The organism is Streptomyces sp. NPDC048057 (assembly GCF_040653095.1).
Classification (GTDB): domain Bacteria; phylum Actinomycetota; class Actinomycetes; order Streptomycetales; family Streptomycetaceae; genus Streptomyces.
This window is the reverse complement of the sequence record NZ_JBEZNF010000001.1, coordinates 225259-241357: the sequence shown is the minus strand read 5'-3', so window position 1 is coordinate 241357 and position 16099 is coordinate 225259. Positions and strand designations below refer to the sequence as shown.

The 16099-nt window shown below is 70.6% G+C and carries 19 protein-coding genes; 5 read left to right on the top strand and 14 right to left on the bottom strand.

What is annotated here, in order from left to right; genetic code table 11:
• Positions 1-39: 39 nt before the first annotated feature.
• The 11 genes from rpsQ to rpsJ are packed head-to-tail and all read right to left on the bottom strand — an operon-like array spanning position 40 to position 5347.
• Positions 40-324 carry a 30S ribosomal protein S17 gene (gene rpsQ, locus AB0E05_RS01165; protein WP_361956712.1) on the bottom strand — a complete coding sequence of 95 codons (285 nt, stop codon included), beginning with the start codon at positions 322-324 and terminating at the stop codon, positions 40-42.
• The gene (gene rpmC, locus AB0E05_RS01160; RefSeq protein WP_017949657.1) at positions 324-548 is read right to left on the bottom strand and encodes a 50S ribosomal protein L29; all 225 of its coding nucleotides are present in this window, start codon (positions 546-548) and stop codon (positions 324-326) included. The genes rpsQ and rpmC overlap by 1 nt, the downstream gene beginning before the upstream one ends.
• A complete protein-coding gene (gene rplP / locus AB0E05_RS01155) occupies positions 548-967 on the bottom strand; it encodes a 50S ribosomal protein L16 (RefSeq protein ID WP_361530285.1) in 420 nt (139 codons plus the stop codon). The genes rpmC and rplP overlap by 1 nt, the downstream gene beginning before the upstream one ends.
• A gap of 5 nt (positions 968-972) precedes the next feature.
• On the bottom strand, positions 973-1806 hold the full coding sequence (gene rpsC / locus AB0E05_RS01150) for a 30S ribosomal protein S3 (RefSeq protein WP_361151333.1): 834 nt from the start codon (positions 1804-1806) through the stop codon (positions 973-975).
• The gene (gene rplV / locus AB0E05_RS01145) at positions 1806-2153 is read right to left on the bottom strand and encodes a 50S ribosomal protein L22 (RefSeq protein ID WP_009997296.1); all 348 of its coding nucleotides are present in this window, start codon (positions 2151-2153) and stop codon (positions 1806-1808) included. The genes rpsC and rplV overlap by 1 nt, the downstream gene beginning before the upstream one ends.
• Before the next feature lie 52 nt (positions 2154-2205).
• Positions 2206-2487: a 30S ribosomal protein S19 gene (gene rpsS, locus AB0E05_RS01140; RefSeq protein WP_030351437.1), complete on the bottom strand. Its 282-nt coding sequence runs from the start codon at positions 2485-2487 to the stop codon at positions 2206-2208.
• A 12-nt stretch (positions 2488-2499) separates the two neighbouring features.
• Positions 2500-3336: a 50S ribosomal protein L2 gene (gene rplB / locus AB0E05_RS01135; protein ID WP_361530292.1), complete on the bottom strand. Its 837-nt coding sequence runs from the start codon at positions 3334-3336 to the stop codon at positions 2500-2502.
• A 51-nt stretch (positions 3337-3387) separates the two neighbouring features.
• A complete protein-coding gene (rplW, locus tag AB0E05_RS01130; RefSeq protein WP_361530295.1) occupies positions 3388-3720 on the bottom strand; it encodes a 50S ribosomal protein L23 in 333 nt (110 codons plus the stop codon).
• Positions 3720-4373, bottom strand: a complete 654-nt coding sequence (gene rplD, locus AB0E05_RS01125) for a 50S ribosomal protein L4 (protein WP_361956706.1) — start codon at positions 4371-4373, stop codon at positions 3720-3722. Before rplD ends, rplW begins: the two co-directional genes overlap by 1 nt.
• A 6-nt stretch (positions 4374-4379) precedes the next feature.
• The gene (rplC, locus tag AB0E05_RS01120) at positions 4380-5024 is read right to left on the bottom strand and encodes a 50S ribosomal protein L3 (RefSeq protein WP_361956703.1); all 645 of its coding nucleotides are present in this window, start codon (positions 5022-5024) and stop codon (positions 4380-4382) included.
• A 14-nt stretch (positions 5025-5038) separates the two neighbouring features.
• Positions 5039-5347: a 30S ribosomal protein S10 gene (gene rpsJ / locus AB0E05_RS01115; protein ID WP_003948644.1), complete on the bottom strand. Its 309-nt coding sequence runs from the start codon at positions 5345-5347 to the stop codon at positions 5039-5041.
• A gap of 1080 nt (positions 5348-6427) precedes the next feature.
• On the opposite strand from rpsJ, the gene AB0E05_RS01110 reads away from it, so the two are divergent.
• Together AB0E05_RS01110 and AB0E05_RS01105 are read left to right on the top strand one after the other, a co-directional pair.
• On the top strand, positions 6428-8143 hold the full coding sequence (locus tag AB0E05_RS01110) for an RNA ligase family protein (protein WP_361956700.1): 1716 nt from the start codon (positions 6428-6430) through the stop codon (positions 8141-8143).
• A complete protein-coding gene (locus tag AB0E05_RS01105) occupies positions 8130-10265 on the top strand; it encodes an RNA repair domain-containing protein (RefSeq protein ID WP_361956697.1) in 2136 nt (711 codons plus the stop codon). Before AB0E05_RS01110 ends, AB0E05_RS01105 begins: the two co-directional genes overlap by 14 nt.
• Before the next feature lies 1 nt (position 10266).
• Here the strand turns inward: AB0E05_RS01105 and AB0E05_RS01100 are convergent, their stop codons facing one another.
• Both AB0E05_RS01100 and AB0E05_RS01095 read right to left on the bottom strand, forming a co-directional pair.
• Positions 10267-10530 carry a DUF397 domain-containing protein gene (locus AB0E05_RS01100; RefSeq protein WP_361956694.1) on the bottom strand — a complete coding sequence of 88 codons (264 nt, stop codon included), beginning with the start codon at positions 10528-10530 and terminating at the stop codon, positions 10267-10269.
• Positions 10527-11402 carry a helix-turn-helix transcriptional regulator gene (locus AB0E05_RS01095; protein WP_361956691.1) on the bottom strand — a complete coding sequence of 292 codons (876 nt, stop codon included), beginning with the start codon at positions 11400-11402 and terminating at the stop codon, positions 10527-10529. Before AB0E05_RS01095 ends, AB0E05_RS01100 begins: the two co-directional genes overlap by 4 nt.
• Positions 11403-11560: 158 nt before the next feature.
• On the opposite strand from AB0E05_RS01095, the gene AB0E05_RS01090 reads away from it, so the two are divergent.
• The 3 genes from AB0E05_RS01090 to AB0E05_RS01080 all read left to right on the top strand — a co-directional run bounded on the left by AB0E05_RS01090 (position 11561) and on the right by AB0E05_RS01080 (position 15414).
• On the top strand, positions 11561-12016 hold the full coding sequence (locus AB0E05_RS01090; protein ID WP_361956688.1) for an ATP-binding protein: 456 nt from the start codon (positions 11561-11563) through the stop codon (positions 12014-12016).
• An 89-nt stretch (positions 12017-12105) separates the two neighbouring features.
• Positions 12106-13005 carry a hypothetical protein gene (locus tag AB0E05_RS01085; RefSeq protein WP_361956685.1) on the top strand — a complete coding sequence of 300 codons (900 nt, stop codon included), beginning with the start codon at positions 12106-12108 and terminating at the stop codon, positions 13003-13005.
• Positions 13006-13404: 399 nt separating this feature from the next.
• Entirely contained in the window at positions 13405-15414 is a 2010-nt protein-coding gene (locus AB0E05_RS01080; RefSeq protein ID WP_361957247.1) for a PIG-L family deacetylase, read from the top strand.
• A 412-nt stretch (positions 15415-15826) separates the two neighbouring features.
• On the opposite strand, the gene AB0E05_RS01075 is transcribed toward AB0E05_RS01080, so the two are convergent.
• Complete coding sequence (locus AB0E05_RS01075) at positions 15827-16090, bottom strand: hypothetical protein (RefSeq protein ID WP_361956680.1); 264 nt, start codon at positions 16088-16090, stop codon at positions 15827-15829.
• Positions 16091-16099: the final 9 nt, after the last annotated feature.

Here is a 16099-nt window from a genome sequence, read left to right as displayed (position 1 = left end):
CTGGCGGAACTGACCCGAGGGGAGTTGCCCCTCGGGCGATTACTTGGCCTTCTCGAGGATCTCGACGACGCGCCAGTGCTTGGTCGACGACAGCTTCCGGGTCTCCATCAGGAGGACGCGGTCGCCGACGCCGGCAGCGTTCTGCTCGTCGTGGGCCTTGAGCTTGTTCGTACGGCGGATGACCTTGCCGTACAGAGCGTGCTTGACGCGGTCCTCGACGGCGACGACGACGGTCTTGTCCATCTTGTCGCTGACGACCAGGCCCTCGCGGGTCTTGCGCGCGTTGCGCTCGTTCTTCTGCTCAGTCACGTTGTTCTCGCTCATCAGGCGCTCTCCACCGTCTCGATGCCCAGCTCGCGCTCGCGCATCAGGGTGTAGATCCGCGCGATGTCCTTACGGACGGCCTTGAGCCGGCCGTGGTTCTCAAGCTGACCGGTCGCCGCCTGGAAGCGGAGGTTGAACAGCTCTTCCTTGGCCTCGCGGAGCTTGGCGACAAGCTCCTCGTTGCCCAGCTCGCGCAGCTCGGACGCCTTGGTTCCGGCCGACATCACGCCTCACCTGCCTCGCGCCGAACGATGCGGCACTTCATCGGAAGCTTGTGAGCAGCGCGGGTGAGCGCCTCACGAGCAATCTTCTCGTTCGGGTAGGACAGCTCGAACATCACCCGACCGGGCTTGACGTTCGCGACCCACCACTCCGGGGAACCCTTACCGGAACCCATGCGGGTCTCGGCGGGCTTCTTGGTCAGCGGGCGGTCCGGGTAGATGTTGATCCAGACCTTGCCGCCACGCTTGATGTGGCGGGTCATCGCGATACGAGCCGCCTCGATCTGGCGGTTGGTCACGTACGCCGGCGTGATGGCCTGGATGCCGTACTCGCCGAACGCAACCGTCGTACCGCCCTTGGCCATACCACTGCGCTTCGGGTGGTGCTGCTTGCGGTGCTTGACCCTACGGGGGATCAGCATGGCGGTCAGGCCTCCGTTCCGGTGCTCTCAGCAGCCGGAGCAGCGGCAGCGGCCTCGGCCTTGGGGGCCTCGGCAGCGGCGCTCTGCTGCGGCTTACGACCGCGACCGCCACGCTCGCCACCGCGGCCACCACGGCCGGCCGGGCGGTCGGAACCGCCACGGGCCGGGCGGTTGCCGGCGCGGGCAGCGGCGTTCTCGGCGCGGACCTCGGCGATGTTCTTGACGTCGCCCTTGTAGATCCAGACCTTCACGCCGATGCGGCCGAAGGTGGTCTTGGCCTCGAAGAAGCCGTACTCGACGTTCGCGCGGAGCGTGTGCAGCGGCACACGGCCCTCGCGGTAGAACTCCGAGCGGGACATCTCGGCGCCGCCGAGACGGCCACCACACTGGATCTTGATGCCCTTGGCGCCCGCCTTCATCGCCGACTGCATGCTCTTGCGCATGGCGCGGCGGAAGGAGACGCGGGAGGACAGCTGCTCGGCCACGGCCTGGGCCACCAGCTGAGCGTCCACCTCGGGGTTCTTGACCTCAAGGATGTTCAGCTGGACCTGCTTGCCGGTGAGCTTTTCGAGGTCGCCGCGGATGCGGTCGGCCTCGGCGCCACGGCGGCCGATGACGATGCCCGGACGGGCGGTGTGGATGTCCACCCGCACGCGGTCACGGGTGCGCTCGATCTCCACCTTCGAGATGCCGGCGCGCTCCATGCCGGACGTCATCATCCGACGGATGGCGACGTCTTCCTTGACGTAGTCCTTGTACAGCTTGTCGGCGTACCAGCGGGACTTGAAGTCCGTGGTGATGCCGAGCCGGAACCCATGCGGGTTAACCTTCTGGCCCATTACCGGGTTCCTTCCTTGCTGCTGACGACCACGGTGATGTGGCTGGTCCGCTTACGGATCCGGTAGGCGCGGCCCTGGGCGCGCGGCCGGAACCGCTTCAGGGTCGGGCCCTCATCCACGTACGCCTCGCTGATGACCAGCGTGGAGGCGTCGGTGTGGTCGTAGTTGTGCGCGGCGTTGGCGATGGCGCTGTCCAGCACCTTGCCGACCGGCACGCTCGCGGCCTGCGGGGCGAAACGCAGGACGGCCTGAGCCTCCGTGGCGTCCATGCCACGGATGAGGTCCACCACGCGGCGGGCCTTCATGGGCGTGACGCGGATGTACCGCGCCTGGGCCCTGGCTTCCATGGTTGTCCCTTCAGTGTCTGACACGTTCGTCATAGTCGTTCACACCCCGCGATTAGCGGCGCTTCGACTTCCGGTCGTCCTTGACGTGGCCGCGGAAGGTGCGAGTCGGCGAGAACTCGCCGAGCTTGTGGCCGACCATCGACTCGGTGACGAACACCGGGACGTGGATCTTGCCGTTGTGCACCGCGATCGTGTGGCCGAGCATGGCCGGGACGATCATCGAGCGACGGGACCAGGTCTTGATGACGTTCTTGGTGCCGGCTTCGTTCTGGACATCCACCTTCTTGATCAGGTGGTCGTCGACGAAGGGCCCCTTCTTGAGACTGCGCGGCATCTAAACCCGCTCCTAGCGCTTCTTGTTCGTCTTGCGGCGGCGGACGATGTACTTGTTGCTCGCCTTCTTGGGAGAACGAGTACGGCCCTCCTTCTGACCCCACGGGCTGACCGGGTGGCGACCACCGGAGGTCTTGCCCTCACCACCACCGTGCGGGTGGTCAACCGGGTTCATCGCGACACCGCGGACGGTCGGGCGAACGCCCTTCCACCGCTTGCGGCCGGCCTTGCCCCAGTTGATGTTCGACTGCTCGGCGTTGCCGACCTCGCCGATGGTGGCGCGGCAGCGGACGTCGACCAGGCGGATCTCACCGGACGGCATGCGCAGGTGGGCCATGACGCCCTCCTTCGCCAGCAGCTGCACGGAGGCACCGGCGGAGCGGGCGAACTTCGCTCCGCCGCCGGGCCGCAGCTCGATGGCGTGGATGGTCGTACCGACCGGGATGTTGCGCAGCGCCAGGTTGTTGCCGGGCTTGATGTCGGCGCCGGGGCCGTTCTCGACCCGGTCGCCCTGGCTCAGGCCGCGGGGCGCGATGATGTAGCGCTTCTCGCCGTCCGCGTAGTGCAGGAGCGCGATGCGCGCGGTGCGGTTGGGGTCGTACTCGATGTGAGCGACCTTGGCCGGCACGCCGTCCTTGTCGTGACGACGGAAGTCGATCACGCGGTAGGCGCGCTTGTGGCCACCGCCCTGGTGACGGACGGTCACACGACCGGTGTTGTTACGGCCGCCCTTGCTGTGCAGGGGACGGACCAGCGACTTCTCCGGCGTGGACCGCGTGATCTCGACGAAGTCGGCGACGCTGGAGCCACGACGGCCCGGGGTCGTCGGCTTGTACTTGCGGATACCCATTGTCTCTCAGTCCTCGGAAGAATCCGGACTATCCAGACGCTCCGACCTCCGTCAGGAGGTCGGACCGCCGAAGATGTCGATGCGGTCGCCCTCAGCGAGGGTCACGATGGCGCGCTTGGTGTTGGCGCGCTTGCCGAAACCGGTGCGGGTGCGCTTGCGCTTGCCCTGGCGGTTGATCGTGTTGACCCCGGTGACCTTGACCGAGAAGACCGCCTCGACGGCCTGCCTGATCTGGGTCTTGTTGGCGCGCGGGTCGACGACGAACGTGTACTTGTTCTCGTCCAGCAGCGCGTAGCTCTTCTCGGAGACGACCGGCTTGACGAGGATGTCACGCGGGTCCGAGAAGGTCTTGCTGGTGACGACCGCCGTGGTGTTCTCAGACATCAGGCGTCGCTCCCTTCGGTCTCAACGGCCTTGTCGGGGCCAGACACGAAGGACTCGAAGGCGGCCTGGGTGAAGACCACGTCCTCGGAGCGGATCACGTCGTACGTGTTCAGCTGGCCCGGCTCCAGGATGTGCACCTGGGGCAGGTTGCGGGCGGACAGCCACGCGGCCTCGTCGGCGCGGTCGACGACCAGGAGCAGGTTCTTGCGCTCCGAGATCTTGCCGAACAGCGTCTTGGCGGCCTTGGTGGAGATCTCACCCTCGACCACGCCGGTGACGACGTGGATACGGGAGTTGCGGGCCCGGTCGGTGAGGGCGCCACGCAGGGCGGCGGCCTTCATCTTCTTGGGGGTCCGCTGCGAGTAGTCACGCGGCACGGGGCCGTGGACGACGCCACCGCCGGCGAACTGCGGGGCGCGGGTCGAACCCTGGCGGGCGCGGCCGGTGCCCTTCTGGCGGTACGGCTTCCGACCGCCACCACGGACCTCGCCACGCGTCTTGACCTTGTGCGTGCCCTGACGGGCAGCGGCCAGCTGCGCGACGACGACCTGGTGGATCAGCGGGATGCTGACCTTGGCGTCGAAGATCTCGGCCGGGAGCTCGACGGTCCCGGTCTTGTCGCCCGCGGGCGACAGAATGTCAATGGTGCTCATAGTCCCTTAGGCCCCCTTGGCGGCGGTGCGGACCAGGACGAGGCCGCCGTTCGGACCAGGAACCGCGCCCTTGATGAGCAGCAGGCCCTTCTCCGCGTCAACGGCGTGAACGGTCAGGTTCTGGGTGGTGACCCGCTCGTTGCCCATGCGGCCAGCCATGCGGAGGCCCTTGAACACGCGGCCCGGGGTGGCGCAGCCACCGATGGAGCCGGGGGAGCGGTGCTTGCGCTGGGTGCCGTGACCGGCGCCGAGGCCCTTGAAGTTGTGACGCTTCATGACACCGGCGAAGCCCTTGCCCTTGCTCTTGCCCGTGACGTCGACCTTGACGCCGGACTCGAACACCTCGGCAGTGACCTCCTGGCCGAGCGCGTACTCGCTGGCGTCGGAGGTACGGATCTCCACCAGGTGGCGGCGGGGAGTCACGTCGGCCTGGGCGAAGTGACCCTTGAGGGGCTTGTTCACCTTGCGCGGGTCGATCTCGCCGAAGGCGATCTGGACCGACTCGTAGCCGTCCCTGTCATTGGTGCGGACCTGGGTGACAACACAGGGCCCGGCCTTGACGACGGTGACCGGGACGACACGGTTGTTCTCGTCCCAGACCTGGGTCATGCCGAGCTTCTCGCCCAGGACGCCCTTGATCTGCTTTGCCATCTTCTCCCGGCCTCTCAGAGCTTGATCTCGATGTCAACGCCGGCCGGAAGGTCCAGGCGCATCAGCGAGTCAACGGTCTTGGGCGTCGGGTCGAGGATGTCGATCAGGCGCTTGTGCGTGCGCATCTCGAAGTGCTCGCGCGAGTCCTTGTACTTGTGCGGCGACTTGATGACGCAGTACACGTTCTTCTCAGTGGGCAGCGGCACCGGGCCCGCGACCGACGCACCAGTACGGGTCACCGTCTCGACGATCTTCTTCGCCGAGGAGTCGATGACCTCGTGGTCGTAGGCCTTGAGCCGGATGCGGATCTTCTGTCCCGCCATGGCTACTCAGTAGTCCTGTCTCTCGATGAACGCTCTGGTACCCGGCGGGCTGATGCGGCCTTCTCCGACCCCCGCGGTCGGGCGTGTCGCACTCCCTCTACGTAGATGTCCCAAGGGACGTCCCAACCAAGGGGGTGCGGGCTCGGCCCGCGGGTTCGGGGTGAAGACCACCCACCGGGTGCCTGGTCGGTACCCCGCTGACACTTCCCGGAAGATTCCCGTACGTCCGCCTCAGCGCTGCCGTGCGGGCCCTGGGGGCCTTGGGGCAGTTGGGGCGACGAGTACTGTGGGACTCGCTTCCGGTCCTCCCGGCGGGAGGCGCGCAGCATTGGCACTCAACCGAGCAACCCGGACAGTCTGCCACATGGCCGTGCGGCCTGGCCAATCGGGCGGAAGAGGTTACCCGCCGATCCCCTTCTTTCAAACTCCGCCACGCGCTGCGCGGCGCTGCGCTGGGCGGGGCGGGGTGCGCCGAGCGCCGTGCCCTTGCCGCCCTGCCGGCGCCGACGGGCCGCCTGTGCCCGTTCGCGCCCCGCGCGACGCGGGGTGCCCCCTCGCCCGGGCGACCGCTTCCCCAGAGGCGGGCAGCACGAAGCGACGTCGGCGCCGTTGCCCTGCGGAAACGTTGGTCTCTGCGACCCGTCTGTGGTTGTTCGCGCAGTTCCCCGCGCCCCTGTTTCGCTACCCCCGTCGCTTATCTGCGGGCTGGAGGCGGAGGTATTCAGGGGCGCGGGGAACTGCGCGACAAGCCACCCACCGGGTCGCAGAGGCCAACATTCCGGTAGGGGAACGGCGGTAGGGCCAGGGGCCCTGGGGGTCCCCCCGTGCCCGCAGGGCACAGGGGGCGGAACTGCGAGACAAGCCACCCACGGGCCGCGGACGAACGGGGGTTTCAGGGGCTCGGGGAACTGCGAGACAAGCCACACACGGGTCGCAGACGCCAGGCGGCCGGCAGAGCGACGGCGGATCGGCGCATCCCGCAGCCCGCGCAGCACAGCGCGCTAATTCGATCGAGCCCGAGCAGGCTCGGCTCCTACAGTGGCCGCACCCCCTCACCCCGCAGCCCCGGAGGGTAGCCGCATGCGTACGCACTACCCCCGCACCCCGCACCTCCCCTGGTCACCAGGGGCCACCCCGGACGACCTCCGGGCCCCGGGACCACCGCCCGGATTCGCCGGCCGGGACGTCGTCGTCACCGAGAAGCTCGACGGCGAGAACACCACCCTCTACCGGGACGGCCTGCACGCCCGCTCGCTGGACTCCGCGCACCACCCCTCCCGCGCCCCCGTGAAGGCGCTCCAGGCCCGGCTCGCCCACGCCGTCCCCGCCGGATGGCGGATCTGCGGCGAGAACCTGTACGCCCGCCACTCCCTCCCCTACGACGACCTCGACGGCCACTTCTACGGCTTCTCCGTCTGGGACGAGCGGGGCGACTGCCTCGACTGGGACCGCACCGTCGCCTTCCTCCACGGCCTCGGCATCCCGACCCCGCGCGTGCTCTGGCGCGGCACGTACGACGCCCGCGCCGAGAAGGCGCTGCGGGCGCTGAAGGTCGACACCGCACGCCAGGAGGGGTACGTCGTCCGTACGGTCGAGGGCTTCGGGTACGCCGACTTCGCGGCCCGCGTCGCGAAGTGGGTGCGGCCCGGGCACGTGCAGACCGACACGCACTGGATGCACGCCGCCGTCGTACCGAACCGCCTCGGCACCCGGGCCACGCTCTGGGACGTACGCTCCGGCGCCGCCGTGGACGCGGCGGCGCTGGCGCGGGCCGTCGGCTGGGCACCGGACGGCGCCGGCAGGGAGGTGCCCGAGGACGCCGTCGAAGGCTTCGGCGTCCTCGGCGACGACCGCCTCGCCGGCGCGCTCGCCCTGCTGCTGCCCACCCAGCCACGGGCCCGCCTCACCGCCCGCCTCGCCCCCGGCGTCGGCATGCGCACCGCCCGCCGCACCGCGGACCTCGTCGGACTGTGTCCGAACCTGCACCGTCCGTACCCGGACGAGGCGCGGCGCACGGGACTCGTCCGGATGGCACACGCGGCCGACCCGCGGGTGCTGCACGCCGTCGCCCGCGCGCTCGCGCCGGACGCGGCGGCGCAGGAGCAGGTGGAGTGGTCCGCGCTGTACGCACAGGACGCCGGCCTGTTCGACGCGCCGACGCCGTGGTCCGCGTGGCCCTTCCCCGACCTCGCCCCGGACGCGGCGGCCCGCTGCCGCGCGGAGGCGCGGGAGGCGTACGCGCAGGGCCGCGTCCACGGCCCGGACGAGGCCGTCGCGGCGACCTGGCGCTGGCGCGACGGGGCCTTCCCGCACCTCATCCACCTGGCCGGACCGCCCGGCAGCGGCAAGAGCAGCTTCGCCGCCGGTCTCCGCGCCGACCGGCTGGTCTCGCTGGACGCCCTGCGCGAGGCCGCCGGCTCCCGCGCCGACCAGCGCGGAAACACGGACGTCCTCCGGGCCGGGCTGGACGAACTGGACGCGGCACTGGCGCACGGCGGGACGGTCGTCTGGGACGCCACCTCGCTCAACCGGCACCAGCGGTCCCTGGTGCACGCCGTCGCCGCGCGCCGGGACGCGCTGGTCACGCACGCCGTCGTGCTCGTCGACGAGGACGAGCTGCTCCGGCGCAACGGCACGCGACGCCACCCGGTCCCGCCGGCGGTGCTGACGGCCCAGCTGCGCCGGTTCGCCCCGCCGTATCCGGGCGAGGCGCACCGCACCTGGTACGTCGGCGTGACGGGCCGCGTCGAAGACACGGACACCACGGACACGGGGGACGAGCATGCGTACCAGTGAGGAGATCTACCACCGGGTGCGGTGGGACGCGCGGTTCGACCCGGCGCGGTTCGTGATCGGCGTCGCCCAGCGGAGCGCCGACCCGAAGCGGATGCCGTTCACCTCCTTCGTCCCCGGCGGGGACGTCCCCTGGCACCGGGTGCTGTTCATCGAGGCGGACGACGAGGTGGTCTGGGACCGCGCGAGCGGCACCGACCGGATCGACGCGACGGACGCGGGCCGGGTGCGCGAGCCGCGCCGGCTGCGCCCGCCCTTCTTCGAGCCGCGCCCCGTCCCCGACTCCCAAGGTCACACCCGCTCCGACCTGCGCGTACTGACCTGGAACACGCTCTGGGACCGCTACGACCCCCACCTCCTGGACACCGCCCGCCGCCGCCCGCTCCTCCTGGACGCGCTGCGCGCCGCCGACGCGGACGTCATCGCCCTCCAGGAGGTCCAGTCGCCGCTGTACGACCTGCTGCGGGACGCGGACTGGCCCGGCGCCGGCTACACCCTGGCGCCCGGCCGCCGCGAGGCCGACGAGTACGGCCTGCTGCTGCTCAGCCGGCTGCCGGTGCGGGAGGCGGGCCTGCACGTGCTGGGCCCGCACAAGGCGGTCGCGGCGATCGTGGTGGAGACGGGCGATGGCCCCCTGACGGTGGCCGTGACCCATCTGACCAGCGACCACTCCCCCGAGGGCCCGGCCCTGCGCGCCTCTCAACTCGCCTCCCTGGCCGAGGGCTTCGCCACCGTCGAGGGCGACCTGATCCTCATGGGCGACTTCAACGACGCGACGGACGCACCGGAGAAGGCGCTGTCCCTACAGGACGCGTTCCCGGACGGCCCCGCCACCTTCGACCCCCGCGCCAACCCCCTGGCCGCCCTCTCCTCCACCACGGGCCGCCCGGGCCGCCTGGACCGCGTCCTCCTCCGGGGCCGCCCCCGCGCGACACGTGCGGACCTCCTGGGCGCCACCCCGGTGAACGACCTCTTCGTCTCGGACCACTTCGGCGTCGCGGTCAGTTTGACGACGGAGCCTGCGCATCAGGGCCGCGAAGTGCTGCGCGACCGAGCGCAGACAGCCCGTACCCAACTCGCCGCCGCCTTCCCGGAAGGCACCCTCCACCTCGCCGGCTCCCGCCGCATGCGCTGCGAACTCCCCGGCGCCGACCTGGACTTGATCCTCGCGCTCCCCGGCGCGGTCGCCGTCGAGGACGTACGCGACAGGGTGCGGGCCGCGCTCCCGGCAGCGGAACGCCTCCGCGCGGTCACCCGCGCCCGTACGGACGGCGTGAAGTTCTCGCTCCAGGGCCTGGACGTGGACCTCGCGGTCGTGGCCACGGGCGACGTCCCACCCGCCGAAGCCGTGCCCCGCCGCACCGAACTGCCGCCGCCCGCCGCGATCGCGCTGAGCGCCGTCAGCGACGCGGACGCCGTCCTGACCCTGGCGGGCGCCGCGCGCCACGACGCCTTCGCCCGCCTGGCCCGCCGCGTCAAGGCGTGGGCCCGCGTCCGCGGCCTGGACTCGGCCCCCTTCGGCGGCCTGCCCGGCCTGGGCTGGGCCGTACTCGCCGCCCGTACGGTCCACGACGCCGACGCCGCCCTGTCCGACGACGCACTCCTCAGGGACTTCTTCGCCACCTGGGCCGCGTGCGACTGGGACACCTTCGAGGTGCTGACGCCCAGCGCGCCGATCCGCCCGCTCACCGACGGCATAGGCCCGAGCGGGCGGGACCTGATCGCCAGGGAGCTGTACGACGCGTGGGAGATGGTCGATGCGGCACAGTCGTCCGGCACCGCACCAGAACCGCGGCTCCTGACCGCCCCACCGCTGGCCGACCGGCACTCCGCCTGGGCAGTGATCACCGTTCTGACCCCCGACGACGCCCTGATCGGCCGCGTCCGCGGCCGGATGCGCGCCCTGATCACCTGCCTGGAGGAGGCGGGCCTCGCCGGCGTCCAGGGCTGGCCCCACCCGTACGGCACCACCCCGCTGCACTTCGCCGTGGGCCTGGGCCCCCACCCCCCGGACGTGCGCCAGTTCACCGAGGCGACGTCGGATTGGGCCCGCGGCCTGCGAGGCGTGACGGTCACGCTGGAGCGGTCCGTCCCCCGTTGGTGTCCGCCGCGTCTGGAGCCGTGAGTCAGCGCGTGACGGCGTACGGGAGGAAGGCGGTCCAGGCGCCCGGAGTGAAGTCCAGGTGCGGCCGCTCGGTGTCCTTGGAGTCGCGGACGTGGATGGTGCCGGGGGTGGTGGCGACCTCGACGCAGTCGTTGCCGTCGCTGCTGTCGCTGTAGCTGCTCTTGAACCAGGCGACCTCGACGCAAGAGTCGATCTCGCTGCTGTTGCTGTAGCTGCTCTTGAACCACTCCAGCTCGGCAGCGTTCCCGGAGGGCTTCAGTGTCATGTCTCTCCCAGCACTTGCTCGATGAAGGTCAGTGACTCGCAAGGCGTAAGTGCCTGACTTCGGATGGTGCCATATTGCAGCTCGATGATCCGGAGCTGTTTCGGATCAGAGACGGCCCGACCAGCGAACGTCCCCTCACAACGGCCAACCGCCGTACCGTCCGGGAACTTCAGCACCTGCATCTCTCCGCCCATGCCCGCATGAACCTCGCGGTTGGTCGGCATCACCTGGAACGTGATGAAGCGCAACTGGGCCACCTCCAAGAGGTGTTCGAGTTGTCGACGCAGCACCATTCTGCCCCCGATCGGACGCCGGAGGGTCACCTCTTCCTGGACGAAACACAGCTCCGGAGCCGGGGAGCGCTCATAGATCGAGCGCCGTGCCATTCGTGCAGCCACTCCGCGTGCGACCTGGTCGGGCGAATTAGCGGGACGTCGCATCTCGAACAGCGCCTTGGCGTACTCCTTGGTCTGGAGCAGGCCATGAAGGTTGTGGCTGCCGTATGCCTGGATCTCGACGGCCTGTGCCTCCAGCATCGCCAGCTCCCGAACCTTCTTCGGGTACCTCGCGTCCGCCGCCTGCTTCTTCATCGCCGCGATCTTGCCGTGAGCCTCCAGCACCCGGTCCGCCTTGTCCAGGTACTCCGGCCGGGGAATGCGGTGGCCCCGCTCGACCTTCCGGACCATGTCCTCGCCGTATCCGATCTGGCGCCCGAGGTCCGCCGCGCTGAGCCTCGCCTCCTCCCGCCAGAGCTTCAGTTGACTGCCGACCATCGCGACCATCGGCGCGATCTCGTCGCCCGGATCGACGTCCCAGCCCGGTTCGTCGACCTCGCCCGTAACGTCCGCCGCAACGTTCGTCGCATCGTCCACTTCACACCCGCTTTCGACGTGTTGGCCGTGTCCAACGGCCGCCGTACCCCCAGGTCACGCGGGACAGCCGGGACAGCTCGGGACAACGGCGAGACAGAATCCGTACGTACCGAGCGGATCCCTGTTCCGGCGCTGTGCCCTTCGTCACGCTGGTCTGCGTGAACAAAGAGATCGCCCAACCCCCCACCGTCACCCGCCAGTTCTCCGTGCAGCTCTCCGCGACCCGCCGCGGCGCCCGGCTCGCCCGACTGCTCGCGGTCCAGCAGCTCCAGTCCTGGGGCTGCGAGCACGCGAACGTCAGCCACGTCGTCGCCGAGCTGGCGGCGAACGCGGTGATGCACGGGCGCGTGCAGGGACGCGACTTCCGACTGAGGCTCCTGATGACGCCGGGAGTCATCCGCGTCGAGCTGATCGACGCCCGGAGCGACCGCGCCCCGGTGCGACGCCACCGGAACGAGGACGAGCCGGCCGCGGAGGGCGGGCGCGGGCTCCTCATCATCAGCGGGCTCGCCGACCGCTGGGGCGTCTCGTCCGGCCCGCCCCCCTGCAAGACGGTCTGGGCCGAACTGGACCTCCCCACCCACGCCCCACGGCACAACCCACCGGCGCCCTGACGTCAAGATCGGCACCTCCCATCACTCGTCTGCATGAATATACTGGATTCAGTATCCTTATGCAGCCTCTCGGTCCTAACGTTCATCGCATGGTCACCTCCTCGCACGAGGCCGCGCACCGGATCTTCCAGGAGTACCCAGGACTCTTCTCCGGGGTCTCCCAGGTCCTGGGGCTCGGCCTCTCCCCCATCGCCTCCGTCTCGGTCCTCCCGACCGACCTCACCGAGGCCCGACCCGTCGAACGTCGACTCGACACCCTCTTACGGTGCGAGACGGAAGACGACGGCTCCTTCCTGCTCGCCGTCGAGGCGCAGGGCAAGAAAGACCCGGACAAGGCCGGGAGCTGGGCTTACTACTTGTCGTGCCTGTACTCCAAGTACCGACTGCCGCCCCTGCTCCTGGTGGTCTGCCAGGACCGCGCCACCGCGGAATGGGCGGAGCGGCCGGTCCACATCGGCCCGTCGAAATGGCCGGCACTCACCCTGCGCCCCCTGGTGGCCGGCCCGCAGAACATGCCCTCGATCAAGGACCCGGCAGAGGCCAGGAAGGACCTGGCACTCGCCGCCCTCTCCGCCATCACCCACGCCGACGATCCGGACGTCGGTGCCATACTGAAGGCACTGTCCAAAGCACTCCAGGACACGCCGGAAGCCGTCGCCGACCCCGTCATCGAACTGATCTCACAGGGCTTGGGCAAGCGCCCGGCCGCAGAGCACTGGAGGAACCTCGTGGCTACGGACCTCTCCTTCTACACCTCGCCGATCTCGGAAGAAATCCGGGACGAAGGCCGCGCCCAAGGTCGCGCCGAAGGCCGCTCCCGAGCAATCCTCCGCGTCCTGGACAAGCGCGACATCCCCCTCACCGACGACCAGCGCGAGCAGGTCACCACCTGCACCGACCTCGACGTGCTCGACGTCTGGCTGGACCGCGCGATCACCGTCACCAGCGCCGACGAACTCTTCACCGAAGAGTCCGAGCCCCAGGACTGACGCCGCAACACCCCTGACCGACTGACAGCGCCGCACCGGCGGAGAGACCGGTGCGGCGCTGTCGTGCGTGCGGGCGGCCGACACACCCACCCCCGGCGCAACAAAACTCGCCGCCCCAGGCAACCCCGGATCACGATTATCCGTCTAGAGGATCGCGGAAGCGGTCTGACCAGCCTTTTCGACGCACATGCACACCCATCACCACCAGCGACACCACAGCAACGCAGAACGCACAACGGGGGCAGCCTGCCCGCTGCCGGGGAAGCGGACGGAGCACAGAACAACATGCGCATGACATTCACGTCTGCCGCGCCCAGGGGGGACCGCGACGGCGGTCGAGCGCGGACGCCGCGGCGGCGGACCGTGGTCGCCGCGCTCGGAGCACTCGTCGGGGTCGGGATGGCCACCGGTGCGTGCAGCGTCCCGCCCGGGCGCAAGTCCGTGCCGACCGCCGACCCCGCCCCCGGGATGCCGATAGCGTCCTCGCGCCGTGCCCAGCTCATGCAGGTCCTCGCCCACCCCGACGACGACCTGTACTTCATGAACCCGGACACCCAGCAGATGCTGGACGCCGGCGTCCCGCTGGTCTGCGTCTACGTGACCGCGGGCGAGCACAACGGACTCAACCGCATACCGGGCCACAAGGGCGAGACGGTCGCCGACCGCCCCGCGTACTCCTCCGCCCGCCACCAGGGCCTGCGGCAGGCGTACGCGACGCTGCTCGGGCTGCACCAGTTCACCGCCTGGTCCAAGGGCGTCGTCTCCCTGCGCGGCGACCGGCTCGCCGAGGTCAACACGCTCACCAACGGCGCCCGCCGCGTCGAGCTGGTCTTCCTCAACCTGCCGATGCGCACCGCCCGCCGCCACTCCGCGCTGCCCAGCCTGTGGAAGGACCGCGGCATGATCGTGCAGACGGTCATGGCCAAGGACTCCCCGCTGCGCAAGGCCGTCCCCTACGACTACGAGGGGCTCATCGACGTCCTCGTCGGACTGATGGAGCAGTACCGGCCGACGGTGATCCAGACCCTGGACCCGGACCCGGACATGCAGCACAGCGACGAGGCGACCCGCAAGAAGGACTCCGAGCAGCGCGGCTACTCCGACCACGCCGACCACACCGCGACGGCCTGCTTCAGCTGGGCCGCGATGGTGCGGTGGGTGCGGGACGCGACGGCGAACGGCGGTGAGGTGCCGGGCTTCGTCGCCACCGCGTTCCGCGGGTACTACAACCGCCACTGGCCGAAGAACCTCCCCGGCGAGGTGCTGAAGGAGAAGGCGTCCCACCTCGTCCCGTACGGCGGCGACCCCTCCTGGCAGTGCGGCAACGCCTCGGGCTGCGGCGACTACGCCGTCGGCGGGGTGCGTCCGCTGCGGAACAAGAAGGGCTGGGTGCGCTCCACCCACCACCGCTACCCCGGCCCGCGCCCCGTCGCGGTCGCGGAGGCGGACGGACGGCTCACCGCGTACGGCGTGCTGGGTCTACGCGCGGTGCGCTGGCGCGAGACGAAGCCCGGCAGCGGCACCTGGGAGAGCCCGGCCGACCTCGGCGGCGGACCGCTCGCGCCCACGCTCGGGCGGGCCGCGCTGCGCGACGGGCGGCAGCTCCTCTTCGGCCTGCGGATCTCCGCGATCGGCGGGCGGGGCGCGGACAACAACCGCGAGGTCGTCCTGCTGGAACAGCGCACGGCCGGCGGCGACTTCCTCCCCTGGAAGGGCCTCGGCAACCCGGAGCACACCGACGACCGGGGCCGACGGATCGGCGTGCCCGTCGCGGTGACCGGCGGCGACGGACGGGTGCACCTGTTCGTACGCAACGCGGACAAGGGCGTGAGCACCCGGGTGCGGAGCGCGGACGGCGCGTGGGACCGCTGGCACGACCTCGGCGGGGCGGACATCCAGGACGGGCTGTCCGCGGTCGTCGACGCGGAGGGCCGGGTGCACCTCTTCGCCGCGGGCCGGGAGACCGTCCACCACTGGACGCAGGACGCGCCGGAAGACGACGTCGCCTTCCACGAGCGGGAGGGCGAGCCGCTGCCGGTGCCGGGCGACTGCGTCACGGCGCTGGCGCTGCCGGGGGGTGGCGTCGAGACGTACTACCGGCAGCCGGCCTCGGGCCGACTGATCGCCGTCCGCGCGGACGGCGACGAGCCGCGGACCCGCATCGTCGACAAGGCGGACGGATACGGCCCGGTCGCCGGCAGCGTCGACGCTGCGGGCAGACCGGTTCTCCTCGGACGCGACCTCAAGGGGCGGATCCAGGCGCAGGGGAAGCCGTGGCGGGCGGACGCGGTGGGCTTCCCGACGCTGGTGGCGAAGGGCGGGGCGGTGTCGGCGGTCGGCATGGGCTACGCCGCCCAACCCTGGCTCCTCCACCCCACGGGCAAGCCCCTCCCCGTGGCAGCGAGCTAGCCCGGAGCCCCCAGGTCACAGGGCGCTCGCACCGCTGGACCTACCCGCCGTTCCCCTGCGGAAGCGTCGGTCGCCGCGGACCACGGGTGGTTCTCACGCGGTTCCCCGCACCCCGAGGCCCCGCCGTGGCATCAGGGGAACACTGGTCCCTGCGGCCCGGCGGTGGGCCGTTTCCATAGCTCCGTCCCTGGCGCCACGAGGGCATGGGGACTCCCAGCGCCTCTGTTTCGCTCCCCTTGTCGGCCACCTGCGGGTCGCGCGCGGGTTCCCTACGCCCGCAGGGCGTGGGCTATGAGGGGCGCGGGGAACTCGCGATCAGCCACCCACCGGGCCGCGGGGACCAACGTTCCCGCAGCGCTACGGCGGGGTGGTCAAAACCGCGTCCGCGCGGGGGCGTGGGAGACCCGGCCCGTCAGTCCTGCGGCGTGGCTTCGCGCGGACCGCCCTCGTGGTGGACGTGCAGTTCGCCGTTCTGGACGGTGTAGAGGGAGGCGTTGTCCTTCGCCACGTTCTCCTGGGTAGAACCGCAGTCGTCGCCGGCGGGCCCCGAGGGCTCCGGGAGCTCCGCGCGGGACCGGCCGTTGACCTCTACGCGGTTCTTGTGGCCCGCGACGAGGGGGCCGCTTGCGTCACGGCCGACGCTGATCGTGAACTTGTCGCCCGACGAATTCGTCATGGTGGGACT

Excerpts from the sequence above, each read along its gene's own strand:
- rpsQ (WP_361956712.1), bottom strand. The coding sequence starts at position 324 with ATGAGCGAGAACAACGTGACTGAGCAGAAGAACGAGCGCAACGCGCGC.
- rpmC (WP_017949657.1), bottom strand. The coding sequence starts at position 548 with ATGTCGGCCGGAACCAAGGCGTCCGAGCTGCGCGAGCTGGGCAACGAG.
- rplP (WP_361530285.1), bottom strand. The coding sequence starts at position 967 with ATGCTGATCCCCCGTAGGGTCAAGCACCGCAAGCAGCACCACCCGAAG.
- rpsC (WP_361151333.1), bottom strand. The coding sequence starts at position 1,806 with ATGGGCCAGAAGGTTAACCCGCATGGGTTCCGGCTCGGCATCACCACG.
- rplV (WP_009997296.1), bottom strand. The coding sequence starts at position 2,153 with ATGGAAGCCAGGGCCCAGGCGCGGTACATCCGCGTCACGCCCATGAAG.
- rpsS (WP_030351437.1), bottom strand. The coding sequence starts at position 2,487 with ATGCCGCGCAGTCTCAAGAAGGGGCCCTTCGTCGACGACCACCTGATC.
- rplB (WP_361530292.1), bottom strand. The coding sequence starts at position 3,336 with ATGGGTATCCGCAAGTACAAGCCGACGACCCCGGGCCGTCGTGGCTCC.
- rplW (WP_361530295.1), bottom strand. The coding sequence starts at position 3,720 with ATGTCTGAGAACACCACGGCGGTCGTCACCAGCAAGACCTTCTCGGAC.
- rplD (WP_361956706.1), bottom strand. The coding sequence starts at position 4,373 with ATGAGCACCATTGACATTCTGTCGCCCGCGGGCGACAAGACCGGGACC.
- rplC (WP_361956703.1), bottom strand. The coding sequence starts at position 5,024 with ATGGCAAAGCAGATCAAGGGCGTCCTGGGCGAGAAGCTCGGCATGACC.
- rpsJ (WP_003948644.1), bottom strand. The coding sequence starts at position 5,347 with ATGGCGGGACAGAAGATCCGCATCCGGCTCAAGGCCTACGACCACGAG.
- AB0E05_RS01110 (WP_361956700.1), top strand. The coding sequence starts at position 6,428 with ATGCGTACGCACTACCCCCGCACCCCGCACCTCCCCTGGTCACCAGGG.
- AB0E05_RS01105 (WP_361956697.1), top strand. The coding sequence starts at position 8,130 with ATGCGTACCAGTGAGGAGATCTACCACCGGGTGCGGTGGGACGCGCGG.
- AB0E05_RS01100 (WP_361956694.1), bottom strand. The coding sequence starts at position 10,530 with ATGACACTGAAGCCCTCCGGGAACGCTGCCGAGCTGGAGTGGTTCAAG.
- AB0E05_RS01085 (WP_361956685.1), top strand. The coding sequence starts at position 12,106 with ATGGTCACCTCCTCGCACGAGGCCGCGCACCGGATCTTCCAGGAGTAC.
- AB0E05_RS01080 (WP_361957247.1), top strand. The coding sequence starts at position 13,405 with ATGGCCACCGGTGCGTGCAGCGTCCCGCCCGGGCGCAAGTCCGTGCCG.
- AB0E05_RS01075 (WP_361956680.1), bottom strand. The coding sequence starts at position 16,090 with ATGACGAATTCGTCGGGCGACAAGTTCACGATCAGCGTCGGCCGTGAC.